The sequence below is a fragment of the Spiribacter vilamensis genome (assembly GCF_004217415.1).
GTDB classification, from domain to species: Bacteria; Pseudomonadota; Gammaproteobacteria; order Nitrococcales; family Nitrococcaceae; genus Spiribacter; species Spiribacter vilamensis.
In genome coordinates this window covers 13,823-32,285 of the sequence record NZ_SHLI01000001.1, presented here as the reverse complement: position 1 = coordinate 32,285, position 18,463 = coordinate 13,823, and the positions used below count along the sequence as shown (strand labels likewise).

The window sequence follows — 18,463 nt, the reverse complement described above, 5'->3', positions numbered from 1 at the left end:
TCGGTTCAGTCGCTTCGGGAATCGCCGGCATGGCGATCGTAGGCGCGAACGATACGTTGAACCAGGTCGTGGCGAACGACATCCCGGGCGCTGAAGAAGGTAAAACTGACGCCGCTGACCTCGTGGAGCACGTCGATCGCATCGCGCAGTCCGGATGTCTTGCCGGCGGGCAGATCGATCTGCGTGACGTCGCCGGTGACCACGGCCGTGGATCCGAAACCGAGACGGGTCAGGAACATTTTCATCTGCTCGACGGTGGTGTTCTGCGCCTCGTCGAGAATGATGAACGCCCCGTTGAGAGTCCGGCCCCGCATATAGGCAAGGGGGGCCACCTCGATGACGTTGCGCTCGATAAGCTTGTTGACGCGCTCGAAGCCGAGCATCTCGAAGAGCGCGTCATAGAGGGGGCGGAGATAGGGGTCGACCTTTTGCGCCAGGTCACCGGGCAGAAACCCGAGACGCTCGCCGGCCTCGACCGCAGGGCGCACCAGCACGAGGCGCTCGACACGATCCTGCTGGAGCGCCTCCACCGCGCAGGCCACCGCCAGATAGGTCTTGCCGGTTCCGGCCGGGCCAATGCCGAAGGTCAGGTCGCAGCGCTGGATGGCGGACAGGTAGCCGCGCTGGTTGGGGCCACGACCGCGGATCAGTCCCTTCCGGGTGGGGATCGAGACGTCGTCATCGCCCGCCGGACTGCCGCCGGCATCGTCGTCCTCGGCCTCGGCCTCCGCCTCGGCAGTGCGCAGCTGCAGATGCACCTGCTCGGCCCCGATCGCCTCCCGGGGTGTCTGCCGATACAGGGCCCGAACGACATCGCGGGCCACATCCGTCGCCGCCTCATCACCAGTGATGCGGAAACGGTGGCCGCGGTTCTCGATCTCCACACCCAGCCGACGTTCCAGCTGCCGCAGATTCTCGTCGAACTGGCCACAAAGGTTGGCCAGGCGCTCGTTATCCGCCGGGGCCAGCGTGAAATCCACCGTCTCGGCCGCTCCTCGCCCGTTCAAGCGGATGCCACCGCCAGCTCCGGCTCCAGGCGGGTGTCGAGGTCGATCAACTCGCCGCGCAGTGAGTGCGCCAGCGCCTCGGTGATGCGAACGTTCACAAACCGGCCGATGAGCCGGCGATTGCCGGGGAAGTTAACCACCCGGTTATTCTGCGTCCGGCCCTTGAGTTCGTCGTCACTCTTGCGTGAAACGCCGTCGACGAGCACCGACTCGACCCGTCCGACCATCGACGCGCTAATCGCCTGCGCGTTGTCGTCGAGCTTTGCCTGGAGGCGCTGCAGTCGGGCCTTTTTGGCCTCCGCCGAGGTCGCATCGGGCAGCTGCGCCGCCGGCGTGCCCGGCCGCCGCGAGAAGATGAAGCTGAACGACTGATCAAAGCCCACCTGCTCGACCAGATCCATGGTGGCCTCGAAATCGCGATCCATCTCGCCGGGAAAGCCGATAATGAAATCCGACGACAGCGTAATATCCGGGCGCGCCGTCTTCAGACGTGCCACCAGGTCGAGGAAGTGATCCCGGCCGTGGTTGCGCTTCATCAGCGCGAGAACATTGTCCGATCCGCTCTGGACGGGCAGATGCAGGTGGTTCACCAGCTCCGGGACCTGTGCATAGGCATCGACCAGGGCCTGGTTGAAGTCAAGCGGGTGGGAGGTGGTAAAGCGGATGCGGTCGATGCCGTCAATGGCGGCAACATAGTGGATCAGCAGCGCCAGATCCGCGGCCTCGCCTTCCGGACCCTCGGCGGCATAGCCGTTGACGTTCTGCCCCAGCAGCGTCACCTCGCGCACCCCCTGTTCGGCGAGCTCGGCGCATTCCGCGAGAACGTCCTCGAACGGGCGGCTGATCTCCTCGCCGCGGGTGTAGGGCACCACGCAGAAACTGCAGTACTTGCTGCAGCCCTCCATGATCGAGACAAAGGCCGTCGGCCCCTCGGCGCGCGCCTCCGGCAGCCGGTCGAACTTCTCGATCTCGGGGAAGCTGACATCCACCACCGCGCGCCCGGTATCACGCGCCCGGGTCACCATATCCGGCAGACGATGCAGTGTCTGTGGGCCGAAGACCAGGTCCACGAACGGCGCCCGCTCGACGATGGCCGCCCCCTCCTGGCTGGCCACGCACCCCCCGACGCCGATCAGAAGATCCGGATGGTCCTCTTTGAGTGCCCGCCACCGGCCCAACTCGGAGAACACCTTTTCCTGCGCCTTTTCGCGGATCGAGCAGGTGTTAAGAAGGATGATGTCCGCCGCTTCCGGCGTTTTCACCCGCTCGTAGTCCCCCTCGGCCGCGAGAATATCCACCATCTTGATCGAGTCATACTCGTTCATCTGGCAGCCGTGGGTGCGCACATAAACTCTCTGTGTCATGGGGTCAGAATACTATCGCCCATAGTGATCCTCAATGCGCACGATATCGTCTTCACCCAGATAGCTGCCGGACTGCACCTCCACCAGCTCCAGGGGGATCATGCCGGGGTTTTCAAGCCGGTGAACGGTGCCTAGCGGGATGTAGGTGGACTGATCCTCACCAAGCAGGAAGACCTCGTCGCCACGGGTCACGCGGGCGGTGCCACGAACCACTACCCAGTGCTCGGCGCGGTGGTGGTGCATCTGCAGCGAGAGGCGGGATCCCGGCGTGACGACTATGCGCTTGACCTGGAATCGCTCCGAGCGCACCAGGCCCTCGTAGCTGCCCCACGGACGATGAACCTGACGGTGCTCGAGTGCCTCGGGTCGGCCATCATCCTGCAATCGCCGAACGATCTGCTTGACCGAGTGGACCTGATCGCGAGGGGCCACCAGCACCGAGTCGGCGGTCTCGACCACCACGTGATCTTCGAGCCCCACCGTCGCGACCAGCCGACTCTCGGCGCGCACATAGTTGTTGTGGCTGTCCTCGGCCATAACGTCACCGAGCAGCACATTCCCGGCGGCATCGCGCTCGACGGCGTCCATCAGCGTTGCCCACGATCCCAGGTCGTTCCAGTCGGCATCGAGCGGCAGGGTCACGGCCGCGTCGGTCTGCTCCATGACCGCGTAGTCGATGGAATCCGCTGGACAGCGCTCGAAGGCGGCCTCGTTCAGGCGCACGAAGTCCATGTCCTGCTCGGCCGCCCCGATCGCCGCCTCGCAGGCCTCGAGGATAGCCGGCGCATGGCGCTTGAGGGCGTCGAGATAACGCGAGGCACGCATCACGAACATCCCCGAGTTCCAGTAGAACCGGCCGCTGTCCACATACGTCCGTGCGGTCTCGGCATCGGGCTTTTCGACAAAGCGCCGCACCCGGCGCGCCGGCCCGCCGTTCACCGGCTCGCCCGCCTCGATATAGCCGTAACCGGTCTCGGGACAGGTGGGGACCACGCCGAAGGTGACCAGTCCACCGTCCCGGGCGGCCTCGATCGCGTCGACCACGGCCGCGCGCAGGTGCGCCGGCTGGCCTACCAGGTGATCGGCCGGGAATACCGCCAGGATCGCATCCGACGATGCGCGCAGCGCCTGTAGTGCCGCCACGGCCACGGCCGGAGCCGTGTTGCGGCCCACTGGCTCGAGCAGGATCTGCGCGCTACCGAGCGGATTGTCCCGAAGCTGCTCGGCGACCAGGAAACGATGCGACTGGTTACAGATCACCATCGGCGAACCCAGACCGGGGATGCCCTCAAGGCGCTCGAGCGTCTGCTGCACCAGCGTCCGGCCGCCGGCGGCCACGTCCAGGAACTGCTTGGGATAGGTCTCGCGCGACAGCGGCCAGAGACGCGAACCGATGCCACCGGAGAGGATGACCGGGAGAACGGGCAGTTCGGCGGTCGGTTCGCTCATGCCTTCGCTCCCGCCTCGCCCGGCGTTACCGGCGGACGGCCGATGGCGTGGTACTGGAACCCGAGGCGCGCCAGCACCGCCGGGTCATAGATATTGCGGCCATCGAAGATCACGGCGTCGGCAAGGTGACTGCGGATCAACTCGAAGTCGGGACTGCGGAACAGATTCCACTCGGTCATGACCACCAGCGCATCGCAGCCCTCAAGGGCGGCTTCCGGGCTGTCGCACAGGGTCAGGCCGGCACGATCGCCATACAGCCGCCGCGTCTCGTCCATCGCCTTCGGATCGAACGCCTGCACGGAGGCACCGGCCTCCCAGAGCGACTCCATCAGGCGCCGACTGGCGGCCTCACGCATGTCATCGGTGTTGGGCTTGAACGACAGGCCCCAGAGCGCGAAACGCCGGCCGGCCAGATCGCCCCGGTAATGCTCGCGAATACGGTTGAAAAGGTAATGCTTCTGGCGGTCGTTGACCTCCTCCACCGCCTGCAGCAGCTGCGGGACGTAGTCGACATCGTGCGCGGTCCGCGCCAGGGCCTTGACGTCCTTGGGGAAACACGAGCCGCCGTAGCCGGCGCCGGGATAGATAAAGTGATAGCCAATCCGAGGATCGGCACCGATGCCGATGCGCACGCGCTCGATGTCTGCGCCGACGCGATCGGCGATATTGGCGAGCTCGTTCATGAAACTGATCTTGGTCGCGAGCATGGCGTTGGCGGCGTACTTGGTCAGCTCCGCCGAACGCACATCCATGCTGATCAACCGGTCGTGATTGCGGTTGAACGGCGCATAGAGGGCATGGAGCTGTTCGCGCGAATAGGCGTCGTCACAACCCACGATGACCCGCTCGGGTTTCATGAAGTCGTTGATCGCCGCCCCCTCCTTGAGGAACTCGGGGTTGGAAACCACCGAGTAGGAGGTGGTGACGCCGCGCTGCTGCAGCCGGCGATCCACCGCCTCGCGGACACGGTCTGCCGTGCCCACCGGAACAGTGGATTTGTCGACGATGATCCGGTGGCTCTCCATTGATGTCGCGATCGTGTCCGCCACCGTAAGCACATGGCGCAGATCGGCCGATCCATCCTCGTCGGACGGCGTCCCCACGGCGATAAACTGAAAATCGCCATGCTCGACCGCCATCGCGGCATCGGTGGTAAAACGCAGGCGCCCGGCATCGCGATTGCGGATGACCATGGCCTCGAGGCCCGGCTCGAAGATGGGCATCTCGCCACGGTTGAGTTGTTCGATCTTGTCGGCGTCGACGTCGACACAGATCACGTCATTGCCCACCTCGGCGAAACAGGCCCCGGTGACGAGGCCGACATAGCCGGTGCCGAAAATACTGACTCGCATCCCTGCCTCCGCGTGATCAGTTGGTGTGCGCGGCGGCTTCCAGAGCCACCTGCATCATTTCCTGGAAGCTGTTCTGGCGCTCATCGGCACTGGTGGATGCCCCGGTCACGACATGATCGCTGACCGTCAGCACGCTGACCGCCCGCTTGCCGGTTTCGGCCGCTACACCATAGAGCCCGGCGGCCTCCATCTCCACGGCAAGGATGCCGTGGGCCTTCAGCGTGTCGAAGAAGTTCGCCCGCGGGTTGTAGAAGAGCTCCGAAGAAAAGACATTACCGACGCGAGGCGTGGCGCCGGCGGCACGCGCCGCATTGACTGTCGCCTCGAGCAGGCCGTAGTCGGCGATCGCCGCGAAATCGTCGCCATCCAGGCGGGTGCGATTGACGCTCGAGTCAGTGGACGCGCCCATCGCCACAATGATGTCCCGCACCTTCACCGCCGGGCTGATACCACCGCAGGTCCCGACACGGATAATCTTCTCCACCTCGTACTGGGTGTAGAGCTCGAAGGCGTAGATCGACATCGACGGAATGCCCATCCCCGAGCCCATGACCGAGACCGGCGTATCGCCATAGCGTCCCGTGTAGCCAAGCATGTTGCGGGTGTTGGTGACTTCGCGGACATCGTCGAGGTAGTTGTCGGCGATGACCTTCGCGCGCAGGGGATCACCCGGCATGAGGACGGTGTCGGCAAAATCGCCTGGCTCGGCACTGATATGCGGGGTCGCCATGGGGTTCGCTCCTTTGCGATTGCGTGAATATTAAAACCTTGAAACTGTACCCACCCCGCCGGCGACTGGCCAGCCATTAGCGCCGGTGAATGTACATTCAGGTCGCAGTCGCGGCAGAATGCGGGTTGATTTACAGGGAGCCCATCATGCCCGATTCCGGCCCTCTGGCCCTGTTTGATATGGATGGAACGCTGACTCGACGGGATACGCTCAGCGACCTGTTGCTCAGGCAGTTCGGTGTCACGCGCTGCCTCGCCGCGAGTGTGAGTCTTGCCCCGTCGCTGCTGGGCGTGCCGGTGGGCGCCGTCCATCGCGATCACGCCAAAGTCCATCTGCTACGCCACTTCTTCGGCGGGATGGCGGACGAGACGTTCCGGGCCATCGGCCGGGACTACGCGCTCAATCACCTCGATTCGCTACTCCGACCCCTGGCCCGGGAGCGACTCGACTGGCACCGCCAGGCCGGCCATCGGGTGGTGGTCATATCGGCATCCATCAGCGAATGGCTGCGGCCCTGGACCGACTCCCTCGGCATCGAGCTGCTGGCAACACACATGGAGCGCCGCAACGGTCGGCTCACCGGCGATCTGGCGGGCCGCAACTGTCGCGGCCCGGAGAAAGTCGAGCGCCTGCGGGCATTGCTCGACCCCGCCGAGTATCATCCGATCTATGCCTACGGCGACACCGCGGGGGACACCGAGATGCTGGCACTGGCCGATCACGCAACCTACCGGGGACTGCGCTGAGATGGCGGCCGACGCCGAGCGCCTGACAATCCCCGCCCTCCTCCGAACGGCACCGGGGAGCGCGCAGAAGGCCGCTTTGATCGCTTATACGGCCAAAGGGCCGGTGACCCTTGAGCGGCAGCGCCTGCTGGCCATGGCCGAGGCCCATGCACAGACCCTGGGCGATGCCGGGATCGGTCGCGGCGACCGGGTGCTGATTCAGGCGCCCAACGGCGTCGAGTGGATCGTCATCGCCCTCGCCACCCTGATGCACGGGGCCGTCCTGGTCCCGGTGGACGCCCAGATGGGCCGCGAAGACCTCGCCCACGTCATCGCCGACGCCGATCCGGCACGGATCTACATCACCCGGGCGCTGCGCGCCGCCCTGCCGGAACCATCGCCCACGGCGCCCGTCATCGAGATCGACTCACTGTCGCTGACAGTGACGGACGATGAGCCTGCCGACTCGGCGCCGCGCGACGACCCCGATGCCGCCGACATTGCCACCCTGTTCTACACCTCGGGGACAACCGGCCCACCGAAGGGCGTGCCGCTCACCCACGCCAATCTGGTCAGCAACGTTCGCGCCCTGCTCGAAGAGCGTATCGCCGGGCCGGAAGACCGGGTGCTGTTACCCCTGCCGCTGCATCACGTCTATCCGTTCAGCGTCGGGCTACTCACGGTGATGGGCACTGGCGCGACGCTGATCCTGCCGCGCTCACTGGTGGGCCCGCGCATCGCCGAGGCCCTGCGGGCGGGCCGCGCGACCATCCTGCTCGGCGTCCCGCGGCTCTACGAAGCGCTGTGGAGTCGGCTCGAGGCACGCCTGGGCGGCCAGCAGCCCTGGCGGCAACGGCTCTTCCATGCCAGCGTCGACACCTGCCAGCGGCTCCAGGCACGTCTCGGCTGGCCGATCGGGCGTTGGCTGTTCCGACCGGTCATGAAGCGCCTCGCACCCTCGTTGCGCCTGGCGGTGAACGGCGGTGCGGCACTGGATCCGACCATTGCCCGACGTCTTCAGGGCCTGGGCTGGAGGCTCGCGAGTGGCTACGGCCTGACCGAGACGGCACCGATCCTCACCCTCAACGCCCCGGGCGATGGACGACTCGAGACCGCGGGTCGCCCGCTGCCCGGCGTGTCGCTGCGCATTGTCGATGGCGAGGTTCGTGCCCGGGGCCCGAACGTCTTCACCGGTTACCGGCATAGCGTTGTACCCAACGACGAAATCTTCGACGCCGAGGGCTGGTTCCGCACCGGGGATGGTGGCCAGATCGACGATGACGGTTACCTGCATCTCAGCGGTCGACTCTCATCCACCGTCGTGCTCTCGGGCGGTGAGAACATCGACCCGGAACGTATCGAGCGGGTGTTGAACGCCCAGCCGGCCATCCGCGAGGCGGGGGTCCTGGCGCGCGACGGTCGGCTCGCCGCCGTGATCGTGGCCGCCGACACGGATGATTCGCCGGACGCACGGCAAGAGCGAGTCAATGCCGCGCTCCGTGCCGCCCGGGCCGATCTCCCGGCCCATCACGCGGTGGGCGAGATCCGGCTGAGCGTCGATCCCCTGCCCCGGACCCGCCTTGGCAAACTGCGCCGTCCCCACCTGGCGACGCTTTTCGACAGCCTCGGCGAAGAGCAGCCAGAGACACTCCAGGCACCGATCGACGCCGAAGCCATGGCGCCGGAGGACCAGGCCCTGCTGGCCGACGAGGCGGCCCTGGCCACCTGGGAGTATCTTGCCGAGCGTTTCGCGAACAAACGGCTCACTCCGGACAGCCGACTCCATCAGGACCTGGGGCTCGACTCCCTCGGCTGGATGGATCTGGGCCTGGGACTGCGCGATCAGGCCGGGATCGAGCTCGACGATGCCGCCATCGGCCGGGTGGAGACCGTGCGTGACCTCCTCCAGGAGGTGATTCAGGCCGACCCCGCCGCGATCGCGGGTACCGGGGAGGGACCGACAACGCTGATCGAGCAGCTGGCCGCACCGGAGGCACTGCTCGATGAGTCATCAAAGCAACTGCTGACGCCCCGCGGCCCGTTCCGCTACGCTACGGCCAGGCTGGCCCTGGGTGGCTGCCGGGCCATCAATCGGCGCTTCGCGCATATCGAGGTCGAGGGGGAGTGGCCGCAGAACGGTCCGTTCCTCATCACGCCCCGGCATATCAGCGCCTACGACCCCGTCGCCCTCACCGACAGCCTGACCCGCCGCCAGATCGAGCCGCTGTTCTGGGCCGGGTGGACGGGGCTGTTGTTTTCGTCGGCCCTGCGCCGGGGCTTCAGCCATATCGCGCGGATTCTGCCCATCGATCCGGGGGCAGCACCGCAACGGAGCCTGGCGCTGGCCACCGCGACGCTGCAACGCGGCCATTCCCTGGTCTGGTTCCCGGAGGGACAGCGCGGCCGGGATGGCGAGCTACAACCCCTGCGCCCGGGCATCGGCCTCCTGCTCGCGGCGCATCCCGTCCCAGTGGTGCCGGTCTGGATCGACGGGACGGACTCGGTGCTGCCCGTCGGTCAGCTCATCCCGCAGCGGGGCACCATCCGAATTCGCATCGGCGAGCCGCTGTTACCCGAGGATTACGGCGAGGACAGCCGGGTGATCGTTGACTCGGTCAGTCAGGCAATGGCGGCACTGGGGCCGAGCACTACGGCGTCAGACCCGGTTGGCGGAAGTCAGGCGGAGGGCGCAGACGCTGGCGATGGCGCCGCCGAGACGCAGTAGTGGAGAGCTACCGTCTTGGTAGACTATGCCCCGTGGTCCCTGGGTAAGTCTGTGTTCCAGGGCCGGATACGGCTCAGCTGATCGGCCAGCGCTTCCTCCGTCACTTCAGTGTCGTACGCCGCCTGCGCCCGGAGCCAGTAACCATTGCTCAACCCGAAGAACCGACACAGTCGCAAATCGGTGTCGGCCGTTACGGAGCGTTTTCCCGCAATGATCTGCCCGATACGCTGCGCCGGCACGCCGATTTCCCTGGCGAGGCGAAACTGAGAGAGCCCCATAGGGTCGAGGAATTCCTCCTTCAGCAACTCGCCCGGGGTTACCGGATCAATCTCGCGCATGGGGTACTCCCTAATGGTAATCGACGAGCTTATCTTTGCTCTCCGGCGGGAGGCAGGCGGAGGGCGCAGACGCTGGCGATGGCGCCGCCGAGGCCCAGTAGTAGAAAACTGCCACCCCAGGCCATCACTGTGCCCCCGCCGGCGGAGCGGATCAGGTCCAGCATTGCACCGAAGGCGGCCGGCGCCAGTGCCCCCGCGCTGAAACCCGCCAGACTGCGCCAAGCGAGAGTGACGCCGAGATAGCCGGGGCGGATACGCTCGGCGAGTGCCGTGGTGAGGATGGGCGAGTCACCCAGGCAGACGAAGGCGTAGGCCAGAGCCAGCGGGACGAGCAGGATCGGTGGGGCGACCACTAGCCATCCGATGGTGAACGAAAGCGTCGCACCAAGGAGCGCCAGCGCCACCAGCAGGGGACGTTGCCCGGTACGATCCGAGAGATGCCCCATGGAGAGCGCGGCCGTGGCGCCGAACAGGTGCAACCCGCCGCCCAGCCAGGCACCGGCGATGCTGGCCCCGGCCAGCTCGCCGCCCTTCACGGCAAAGCCGGCAGCCAGGAAGGCCGGGAGCCATGCCCACATGCCGAGCAGCTCCCAGTTATGGGCCACGTAGCCAGTAATCAGCAGCCGCGCCCCGCGGTTGCCCACCACCTCCTCGGTCAGTCGGGCACGGGGGGGCCGCTCATGGACCCGGTTGGGTAATTCGCGCAGGGCGATGACGAGGATCGCCGCGCCGGCCGTCGGTAACAGGCCGGTCAGCATAAACGCCCCCTGCCAGCCCGCCAGGCCGATCCCCACGGCCGAGAGACCCAGCGAGACGGCGTACCCCACGGAGGTAGAGGCAATCAGCCATCCCATCGCCTTGCCACGACGTTCGGTGGGCACCTCGTCGGAGAACACGATTATCAGGGGGGTATACACGCCGCCCTGGGCCAGACCGATTGCCCCGTACAGCAGCATCGCCGACCACCAGTCCGTCGCCAGGAATCCGAAGGCCGCACTGGTGATGGCGGCCGCCACCGCGGAGATTTCAACCATGCGACGGGCGCCGAAATGATCCGCCGCCCAGCCGAAGACAAATAGCGACACGGCATAGCCGGCCGTAAAGCTGGAGACGATGGCGCCGGCCGCAGCGCCACTAAGCCCCCAGGCGTCAATCAATACGGGGATGCAGGCCGCCACCGTCATGAAGGTCGCGAACAATAGGATGCGTGCGGCGCAGATGGCCTTGATGCGGTTGGATGTCAGCATTGGACGCATTGTCCCGGAAGCAAAGAAGCCCCAGGGACATCAGGGGCTTCGGAGGAATCTGCTACAAAAGAGGATGAAGTGGCGACTAGAACGGGATGTCGTCGTCGAAATCATCCACCGGCGCCGTCTGTGGAGCCGGTTCCTGACTGGCGGCCGGTGCCGGGGCACCCTGCTTCATGCCGCTGCCAGCGCCACCGCCCATGCTTCCGCCACCCATGCCGCCGCCACCGGCGCCATCGAGCATCTGCATGTCGTTCGCCACGATCTCGGTCGTGAACTTGTCCGTACCGTCCTGACCCTGCCACTTGCGGGTCTGCAGCCGGCCCTCGACGAAGATCTTCGAGCCCTTTTTCAGGTACTCACCGGAGATCTCCGCCAGCCGACCGAAGAACACGATCCGGTGCCATTCCGTCTTTTCCTGCTGCTCGCCGGTCTGGCGGTCCTTCCACTGATCGGTGGTGGCGAGTCGCGCGTTGGTAATGGCGCTTCCCGCCGCCGAATAGCGCACCTCGGGATCGGCGCCGAGATTGCCGATAAGAATGACCTTGTTGACTCCACGTGCCATGACGCTGCCTCCGTTGACTGATGGGGCGGGGTCGATGTGACCGCCGCCATGTGTTGCCACTCTACCCGTTCACGACCGCCGACCAAATGCCCGGCCGACCGGTGGTCACTGCAGGTCCATGAACCCCATGGCCTCGATCTTGAGCAGGACCTGCTGGGCGGCCTCCTCCACCGTGCAGTCGGTGGTATCGATCCGCAGCTCCGGTGTCTCGGGCGCCTCGTAGGGATCATCGATGCCGGTAAACCCGGTGATCTGACCGGCCCGCGCCTGGGCATAGAGTCCCTTGCGGTCGCGTCGTTCGCATTCCTCGAGCGGCGTCGCGACATGGATCTCGAGGAACCCGCCGTTCGCCGATTCGACCATCTCGCGCACGGCGTTGCGGGTGGCGGTGTAGGGCGCGATGGGCGCGCAGATGGCCACGCCACCGTTACGAGTGATCTCGGCCGCGACAAAACCGATGCGACGAATATTGAGATCACGATGGGCCTTGGAAAATCCCAGTTCGCTGGAAAGATGCTTGCGGACCCGGTCGCCGTCGAGCAGCGTTACCGGGCGTCCGCCCCGCTCCATCAATTTGACCATGACCGCGTTGGCGATGGTCGACTTCCCCGATCCGGATAACCCGGTAAAGAATAGCGTCAGCCCCTGCTTCGCGCGCGGCGGGAAGGTCTTGCGGAGCTCCTCGACCACCTCCGGGTAACCGAACCAGTCGGGGATCTCGAGGCCCTCGCGCATGCGCCGGCGGAATTCGGTGCCGGAGATGTTCATCACCGTCTCGGTCGACTCGTCCACCTCGTCGATCGGCGCATAGCCGGCCCGCTCCTGCACATAGACCATCATCCGGAACGGCACCATCTGGATGCCCAGCTCGTCGGCATAACGGGTCACCATCTCCTGAGCGTCGTAGGGGCCGTAGATCTCCTCGCCGTGGCTGTCCTTGCCCGGGCCGGCATGGTCACGGCCGACGATGAGATGGGTACAGCCGTAGTTGCGGCGGATAATCGCATGCCAGATCGCCTCCCGCGGTCCACCCATGCGCATTGCGAGCGGCAGCAGCGACAGCGCCGTGGTCTGCTCGGGGTATTTGTGCAGCACATGCTCATAGCAGCGCACGCGGGAGTAGTGATCGACATCGCCGGGCTTGGTCATACCCACCACCGGGTGGATCAGCAGATTGGCCTCGGCCTGGCGGGCGGCCAGGAAGGTCAGCTCGACATGGGCGCGGTGCATGGGGTTACGGGTCTGAAACGCGACGATGCGGCGCCAGCCATTGCGCCGGAAGCGCTCACGCAGCTCGGCCGGGGTCAGGCGCAGGTGCGTGAAATCGTAGTGCCCCGGCAGGTCCAGCGCCTCGATCCGACCGCCTACATAGACGGGATGGCTCTGATCGCGCAGCCAGGTGACCGCCGGATGCGCCGGATCGCGGGTGCCGAAGACCTGCTCGGCCTCGCGCTCGCGGTCGGGCCGCCAGATATCAGAGACGGTCAGGATCGCGAGGATGACGCCCTCCGGATCGCGCAGGGCCACCCGATCGCTGGTGTCGATCGCGGCCGCGAACGCCTCGCTCACGTCGAGGGTGATTGGCACCGGCCAGAGTGTGCCGTCGGCGAGCCGCATGTCGCTGACCACGCGATCGTAGTCGCGCTGATTCATGAAGCCCTCGAGGGGCGAGAAGCCCCCGTTGGCGAGGAGCTCCAGATCGCAGAGCTGGCGCTCGGTCAGGTCCCAGCTCGGATAGTCCACCGCGTCGGCCTTGACCGATTGCGCGGCCGCTTCGTCCAGCCTCAGATCCTTGAGTGTGCCGCCGTAGGGCGGGATCAGGTCCGTCATGTCGTCTCCGCTTGAGTTGTTGTTTCCTGGTACGAGGCCGGGGCACTCAGGCCGACGGCGGCCAGCAGCCACACCCCCGCCGCCAGTGCGCAAAAGATGAATACGCCGCCCACGCCATACGCGCCCTGGATGGCGCCGCCGAGAACACCACCCAGAAAGGCACCCAGGAACTGCGCCGTGGAATAGACGCCCAGCGCCGTCCCGCGCAGGCCGTCCGGTGCGAATCGAGTCAAAAGCGAGGGCAGGCTCGCTTCGAGGGTGTTAAAGCCCACGAAAAACAGCCACAACCCCAGCAGCACCGCCGGCAGGGACTGGCTGAATCCGGCCAGGATCAGATCGGCGATGATGACCAGCGCAGCGACGAACGCCAGCAGCCGATGCAGGATCCGGCGCCGCTCGCCGATACCGATCAGCGCCCCCATGCCCAGCACCGACAGCGCCAGTACCGGGATGTAGATCTTCCAGTGATCGCCGCCGGCGAACCCCAGCCGCGACTCGAGCACCACCGGCAGGACCACGAAACTCGCCGTGAGCACCAGGTGCAGGACCAGCACGCCCAGGTCCAGGCGCAGCAGATCGGGGCTGCGCAGCACGATCGGCAGCCCCCCGGCGCGGGCGTTGACCTCGGGTCGGAAGGCGACCTCGCCACCCGCCGGCACGAGGCCGTAGAGCAGGGCCACCGCCACCAGTGCCAGTCCGGCGGTCGCCCAGAAGACTCCGGCCAGTCCGGCCTGGGCGGCAATCGCCGGCCCTGCCACCAGCGCGATCATGAACGCGGCCCCGACGCTGATGCCGATGACCGCCATGGACTTGGTGCGCTGCCGATCGCGGGTCAGATCGGCGGCGAGTGCCATGACGGCGGCGGCAATCGCGCCGCAGCCCTGCAACGCCCGTCCCAGGATCACGCCATGAATGCTCTGCGCCTCGGCGGCCACGCCACTGCCGAGCGCGAAGATCAAAAGCCCGAACACGATCACCGGCCGACGCCCGATGCGATCCGAGAGCATGCCGAACGGGATCTGCAGAAGGGCCTGTGTGAGCCCGTAGGCGCCGACGGCGAGCCCGATCAACGCCGGTGTCGCCCCGGTCAGCTCGGTGCCGTAAATCGCGAAGACCGGGAGGATCAGGAACAATCCCAGCATCCGCAGGCCAAAGATCGTGGCGAGGCCCGCCGTGGCCCGACGTTCCGCCGAATTCATCGACCCGGCGCTGGATGGCTCTTTGCCGTGCACATTTTCCCCTGTCGGTCGAGTGAGTACTGGCGCGCTATACTATCAAATTGTCCGATCCGGGAAGCCCATGGACTCAATCGTCATTGAAGGCGCGCGTACCCATAACCTGCGCGACCTGCACCTCACACTGCCGCGTGGCAAGCTGATCGTCATCACCGGGCTGTCCGGTTCCGGCAAGTCGTCGCTCGCCTTCGACACCCTCTACGCCGAGGGCCAGCGGCGTTATGTCGAATCACTCTCGGCCTACGCCCGTCAGTTCCTGTCGATGATGGACAAACCCGACGTCGACCATATCGAGGGGTTGTCACCGGCGATCGCCATCGAGCAGAAGTCCACCTCCCACAACCCGCGCTCCACCGTGGGGACGGCCACCGAGATCCACGACTACCTGCGGCTTTTGTTTGCCCGCGCCGGCACGCCGCACTGTCCCACCCATGGCCATGCGCTCGAGGCGCAAACGGTAAGCGAAATGGTCGATCAGATCCTCGCCCAGCCCGACGATCGGCGCTACATGCTGCTCGCACCCCGCATCCGCGGCCGCAAGGGCGAGCAGCGCGAGGTATTCGCCGATTTGCGCAACCAGGGGTTCGTGCGGGCACGGGTGGACGGCCGGGTGGTGGATCTCGACGAACTGCCCGCGCTCGACGCCAACACCCCCCACGACATCGATGTGGTGGTCGACCGCTTCCGGATCCGGCCCGACCTGGCGATCCGGCTGGCGGATTCGGTGGAGACCTGTCTAGCGCTTGGTGACGATGTTGCGGAGCTCGCCGATATCGACGATGCCGATCACCCGCCGCTGGTATTCTCGGCGCGCTATGCCTGCCCCGAGTGCGGCTACGCCATCGCCGAGCTGGAGCCACGGCTTTTCTCCTTCAACAACCCCCAGGGCGCCTGTCCGACCTGTGACGGGCTGGGCGTGGAGCAATTCTTCGATCCGGCGCGCGTCGTCGCCCATCCCGAGCTATCCCTGGCAGCCGGTGCGGTCCGCGGCTGGGATCGTCGCAACGCCTACTACGGCCAGATAATCAACGACCTGGCGAGCCATTACGGGTTCGATGTCGATACGCCGTGGCGGTCGCTGCCCGAGAACATTCAACAGATCCTTCTCTACGGCAGTGGCGAGACGCTCATCCGGTTCCATTACGCCGGGGCCCGCCGGGGTCGTGGCCAGATCAGCGAGCATCCGTTCGAGGGTGTGCTGAACAATATGACCCGCCGCTATCGCGAGACCGAATCCACGGCCGTCCGCGATGAGCTGGCCCGTTATCTGACCCGCCGCACCTGCCCGGACTGCAATGGCAGTCGCCTCAATGCGGCTGCGCGCCATGTCACCGTAGCCGATTACGACGTGGCGGGGATCAACGCGCTGTCCATCGGCGAGGCGGCCCGGGTCATGGCGGAACTGGACCTGACCGGTGCCCGCGCCACCATTGCCGAGAGCATCCTCCGCGAGATCGGTCAGCGTCTGCGGTTCCTTGTGAACGTGGGGCTCGATTACCTGAGCCTGGAGCGCAGCGCCGATACCCTGTCCGGCGGCGAGGCGCAGCGGATCCGGCTAGCGAGCCAGATCGGCGCGGGACTGGTCGGGGTGATGTATGTCCTCGATGAACCCTCGATCGGGCTGCACCAGCGCGATAACAACCGCCTGCTGGATACACTCCGGCATCTGCGTGATCTGGATAATACGGTGATCGTCGTCGAGCACGATGAGGACGCCATCCGTGCCGCCGATTATATTGTTGACATGGGTCCCGGCGCGGGTCACGAGGGCGGCGCGGTGATCGCCGCTGGCACCGCCGCCACGCTGATGGATACTCCGGGCTCGCTGACCGGTGATTATCTGGCCGGTCGCCGTCAAATCGCCGTGCCGGTACAGCGTAACGCCCCCGATCCGGCGCGCATGATCCATATCCGCCGCGCTCGCGGGCATAACCTGCAGTCGGTGGATGCGAGCCTCCCGGCAGGGCTGATGATCGGCATTACCGGTGTCTCCGGTTCGGGCAAGTCGACCTTGATCAACGGCACGCTGTACCCGGCCGCGGCCGCCGCGCTCAATCGCGCCGACGCAGCGCCGGCGGACTGCGAGGCCATCGACGGGCTCGAGCATTTCGACAAGGTCGTGGATATCGACCAGAGCCCCATCGGCAAGACACCGCGCTCCAACCCCGCCACCTATACCGGGCTTTTCACGCCGATTCGCGAACTCTTCGCCGCCACGGCCGAGGCCCGCTCACGGGGCTACGGCGCCGGGCGCTTCAGCTTCAACGTCCGCGGCGGGCGTTGCGAGGCATGCCAGGGCGATGGGGTGATCCGGGTCGCCATGCACTTCCTGCCGGATGTCTACGTCCCCTGCGACACCTGTCGGGGCGCCCGCTACAACCGCGAGACACTCGAGATCCGCTATCGCGGCCATACCATTGCCGATGTACTCGAGATGAGCGTTGGCGAGGCCCTGGAGATCTTTTCGAGCATCCCGGCGCTCGCCCGCAAGCTGCGCACGCTGGTCGAGGTGGGGCTGGGCTACGTCAAGCTCGGTCAGAACGCCGTCACCCTCTCCGGTGGCGAGGCGCAGCGAATCAAGCTGGCGCGCGAGCTGTCCCGCCAGAGCACCGGGCAGACGCTCTATATCCTCGACGAACCCACCACCGGTCTGCATTTCCATGACATCGCCCAGCTGCTCGAGGTCCTGCACCGACTACGCGACGAGGGCAACACGCTGGTGGTCATCGAGCATAACCTCGATGTGATCAAGACCTGCGACTGGCTGATCGACCTGGGACCCGAGGGTGGCGGAGGCGGTGGCCGCATCATCGCGACCGGCACGCCGGAGAGCGTCGCGACGGAGCCGCAATCGCATACCGGTCGCTATCTCGCCCCGTTGCTCAGGGGAGCAGATGCTTGACTGCGTCACGCTCCTCGACAAGCTCCTGCTCGGTGGCGCTCATGCGCTCGCGGGAGAAATCATTGATCTCGAGCCCCTGAACGATCTCGTAACGCCCGTCAACGCAGCGAACCGGGAATGAGTAGATCAGCCCCTCGGTGATGCCGTAGCTACCATCCGAGGAGATGGCCATGCTGACCCAGTCATCACCCGTCGTCCCCAGCGTCCAGTCACGCATGTGATCAATGGCGGCGCTGGCGGCAGAGGCGGCGCTTGACTGGCCTCGGGCCTTGATGATGGCGGCGCCACGCTGCTGAACCGTGGGAATAAAGCTCTCTTCAAGCCAGTCCTGATCGACCAGCTCGGTGGCCGCCTTACCATCCACTACCGCGTGGGTAATGTCCGGGTATTGCGTGGCGGAGTGATTACCCCAGACCGTCAACCGCTCGATACCGGTGACATGACTGCCCGTGCGATTCGCGAGCTGGGCCAGCGCGCGGTTGTGATCGAGGCGGGTCATCGCGGTGAATGACCGCGGATCAAGATCCGGCGCGTTATGCCGGGCGATCAGGGCATTCGTGTTCGCGGGATTGCCCACGGCGAGAACGCGCACGTCACGGCTGGCCACCGCATTCATGGCCTGCCCCTGGCCGGAGAAGATCGCCGCATTCGCCTCGAGGAGATCCTTCCGCTCCATGCCCGGTCCGCGCGGCTTGGCGCCTACCAGGAGGATATAGTCAGCGTCTTTGAATGCCTCTTCGGGCTTGTCACTCGCCTGCAGGCCGGCGACCAGCGGAAACGCGCAGTCGTCAAGTTCCATCATGACACCCTGCACGGCGTCCATGGCCGGCGGCACTTCGAGGAGCTGCAGGATCACCGGCTGATCGGACCCGAGCATATCGCCCGAGGCAATGCGAAATAGAAGGCTATAACCGATCTGGCCGGCGGCGCCGGTGACCGCTACACGTACAGGTGTCTTCATGGGACTCCTCCATCAATAATTTCCGAAAGTCTA

The 18,463-nt window shown here is 66.0% G+C and carries 14 protein-coding genes; 3 read left to right on the top strand and 11 right to left on the bottom strand.

Going from position 1 to position 18,463, the window contains the following annotated elements:
* Window positions 1–5: 5 nt before the first annotated feature.
* Genes EV698_RS00215 through deoD form a run of 5 tightly spaced genes read right to left on the bottom strand, consistent with a single transcriptional unit; the run spans window position 6 to window position 5,902 of the window.
* Window positions 6–1,007, bottom strand: a complete 1,002-nt coding sequence (locus EV698_RS00215) for a PhoH family protein (protein WP_130502179.1) — start codon at window positions 1,005–1,007, stop codon at window positions 6–8.
* Complete coding sequence (miaB, locus tag EV698_RS00210) at window positions 1,004–2,371, bottom strand: tRNA (N6-isopentenyl adenosine(37)-C2)-methylthiotransferase MiaB (protein ID WP_130502178.1); 1,368 nt, start codon at window positions 2,369–2,371, stop codon at window positions 1,004–1,006. Before miaB ends, EV698_RS00215 begins: the two co-directional genes overlap by 4 nt.
* Before the next feature lie 12 nt (window positions 2,372–2,383).
* Window positions 2,384–3,820 carry a mannose-1-phosphate guanylyltransferase/mannose-6-phosphate isomerase gene (locus EV698_RS00205; RefSeq protein ID WP_130502177.1) on the bottom strand — a complete coding sequence of 479 codons (1,437 nt, stop codon included), beginning with the start codon at window positions 3,818–3,820 and terminating at the stop codon, window positions 2,384–2,386.
* Window positions 3,817–5,172, bottom strand: a complete 1,356-nt coding sequence (locus tag EV698_RS00200) for a UDP-glucose dehydrogenase family protein (RefSeq protein WP_130502176.1) — start codon at window positions 5,170–5,172, stop codon at window positions 3,817–3,819. The genes EV698_RS00205 and EV698_RS00200 overlap by 4 nt, the downstream gene beginning before the upstream one ends.
* A 16-nt stretch (window positions 5,173–5,188) precedes the next feature.
* Window positions 5,189–5,902, bottom strand: a complete 714-nt coding sequence (gene deoD, locus EV698_RS00195; protein WP_130502175.1) for a purine-nucleoside phosphorylase — start codon at window positions 5,900–5,902, stop codon at window positions 5,189–5,191.
* A 146-nt stretch (window positions 5,903–6,048) separates the two neighbouring features.
* On the opposite strand from deoD, the gene EV698_RS00190 reads away from it, so the two are divergent.
* A complete protein-coding gene (locus EV698_RS00190) occupies window positions 6,049–6,648 on the top strand; it encodes an HAD-IB family hydrolase (protein ID WP_165385673.1) in 600 nt (199 codons plus the stop codon).
* 1 nt (window position 6,649) lies between these two features.
* A complete protein-coding gene (locus EV698_RS00185) occupies window positions 6,650–9,352 on the top strand; it encodes an AMP-binding protein (protein WP_130502173.1) in 2,703 nt (900 codons plus the stop codon).
* A 23-nt stretch (window positions 9,353–9,375) separates the two neighbouring features.
* Here EV698_RS00185 and EV698_RS00180 read toward each other — a convergent pair whose 3' ends face one another.
* The 5 genes from EV698_RS00180 to EV698_RS00160 all read right to left on the bottom strand — a co-directional run bounded on the left by EV698_RS00180 (window position 9,376) and on the right by EV698_RS00160 (window position 14,564).
* Window positions 9,376–9,690 carry a HigA family addiction module antitoxin gene (locus EV698_RS00180; protein ID WP_130502172.1) on the bottom strand — a complete coding sequence of 105 codons (315 nt, stop codon included), beginning with the start codon at window positions 9,688–9,690 and terminating at the stop codon, window positions 9,376–9,378.
* Between the two features lie 29 nt (window positions 9,691–9,719).
* A complete protein-coding gene (locus EV698_RS00175; RefSeq protein ID WP_165385672.1) occupies window positions 9,720–10,937 on the bottom strand; it encodes an MFS transporter in 1,218 nt (405 codons plus the stop codon).
* An 85-nt stretch (window positions 10,938–11,022) separates the two neighbouring features.
* Window positions 11,023–11,502: a single-stranded DNA-binding protein gene (gene ssb / locus EV698_RS00170; RefSeq protein WP_130502170.1), complete on the bottom strand. Its 480-nt coding sequence runs from the start codon at window positions 11,500–11,502 to the stop codon at window positions 11,023–11,025.
* A 105-nt stretch (window positions 11,503–11,607) separates the two neighbouring features.
* Window positions 11,608–13,332: a bifunctional sulfate adenylyltransferase/adenylylsulfate kinase gene (locus tag EV698_RS00165; RefSeq protein ID WP_130502169.1), complete on the bottom strand. Its 1,725-nt coding sequence runs from the start codon at window positions 13,330–13,332 to the stop codon at window positions 11,608–11,610.
* The gene (locus EV698_RS00160; protein WP_239016150.1) at window positions 13,329–14,564 is read right to left on the bottom strand and encodes an MFS transporter; all 1,236 of its coding nucleotides are present in this window, start codon (window positions 14,562–14,564) and stop codon (window positions 13,329–13,331) included. Before EV698_RS00160 ends, EV698_RS00165 begins: the two co-directional genes overlap by 4 nt.
* 67 nt (window positions 14,565–14,631) lie before the next feature.
* Here EV698_RS00160 and uvrA point away from each other — a divergent pair, with 67 nt between their 5' ends.
* Window positions 14,632–17,469, top strand: coding sequence for an excinuclease ABC subunit UvrA (gene uvrA, locus EV698_RS00155; RefSeq protein ID WP_130502168.1), 2,838 nt, complete (start codon window positions 14,632–14,634; stop codon window positions 17,467–17,469).
* On the opposite strand, the gene EV698_RS00150 is transcribed toward uvrA, so the two are convergent.
* Window positions 17,450–18,430 carry a malate dehydrogenase gene (locus EV698_RS00150; protein ID WP_130502167.1) on the bottom strand — a complete coding sequence of 327 codons (981 nt, stop codon included), beginning with the start codon at window positions 18,428–18,430 and terminating at the stop codon, window positions 17,450–17,452. The two genes, uvrA and EV698_RS00150, sit on opposite strands and share 20 nt — an antisense overlap.
* Between the last annotated feature and the right edge of the window lie 33 nt (window positions 18,431–18,463).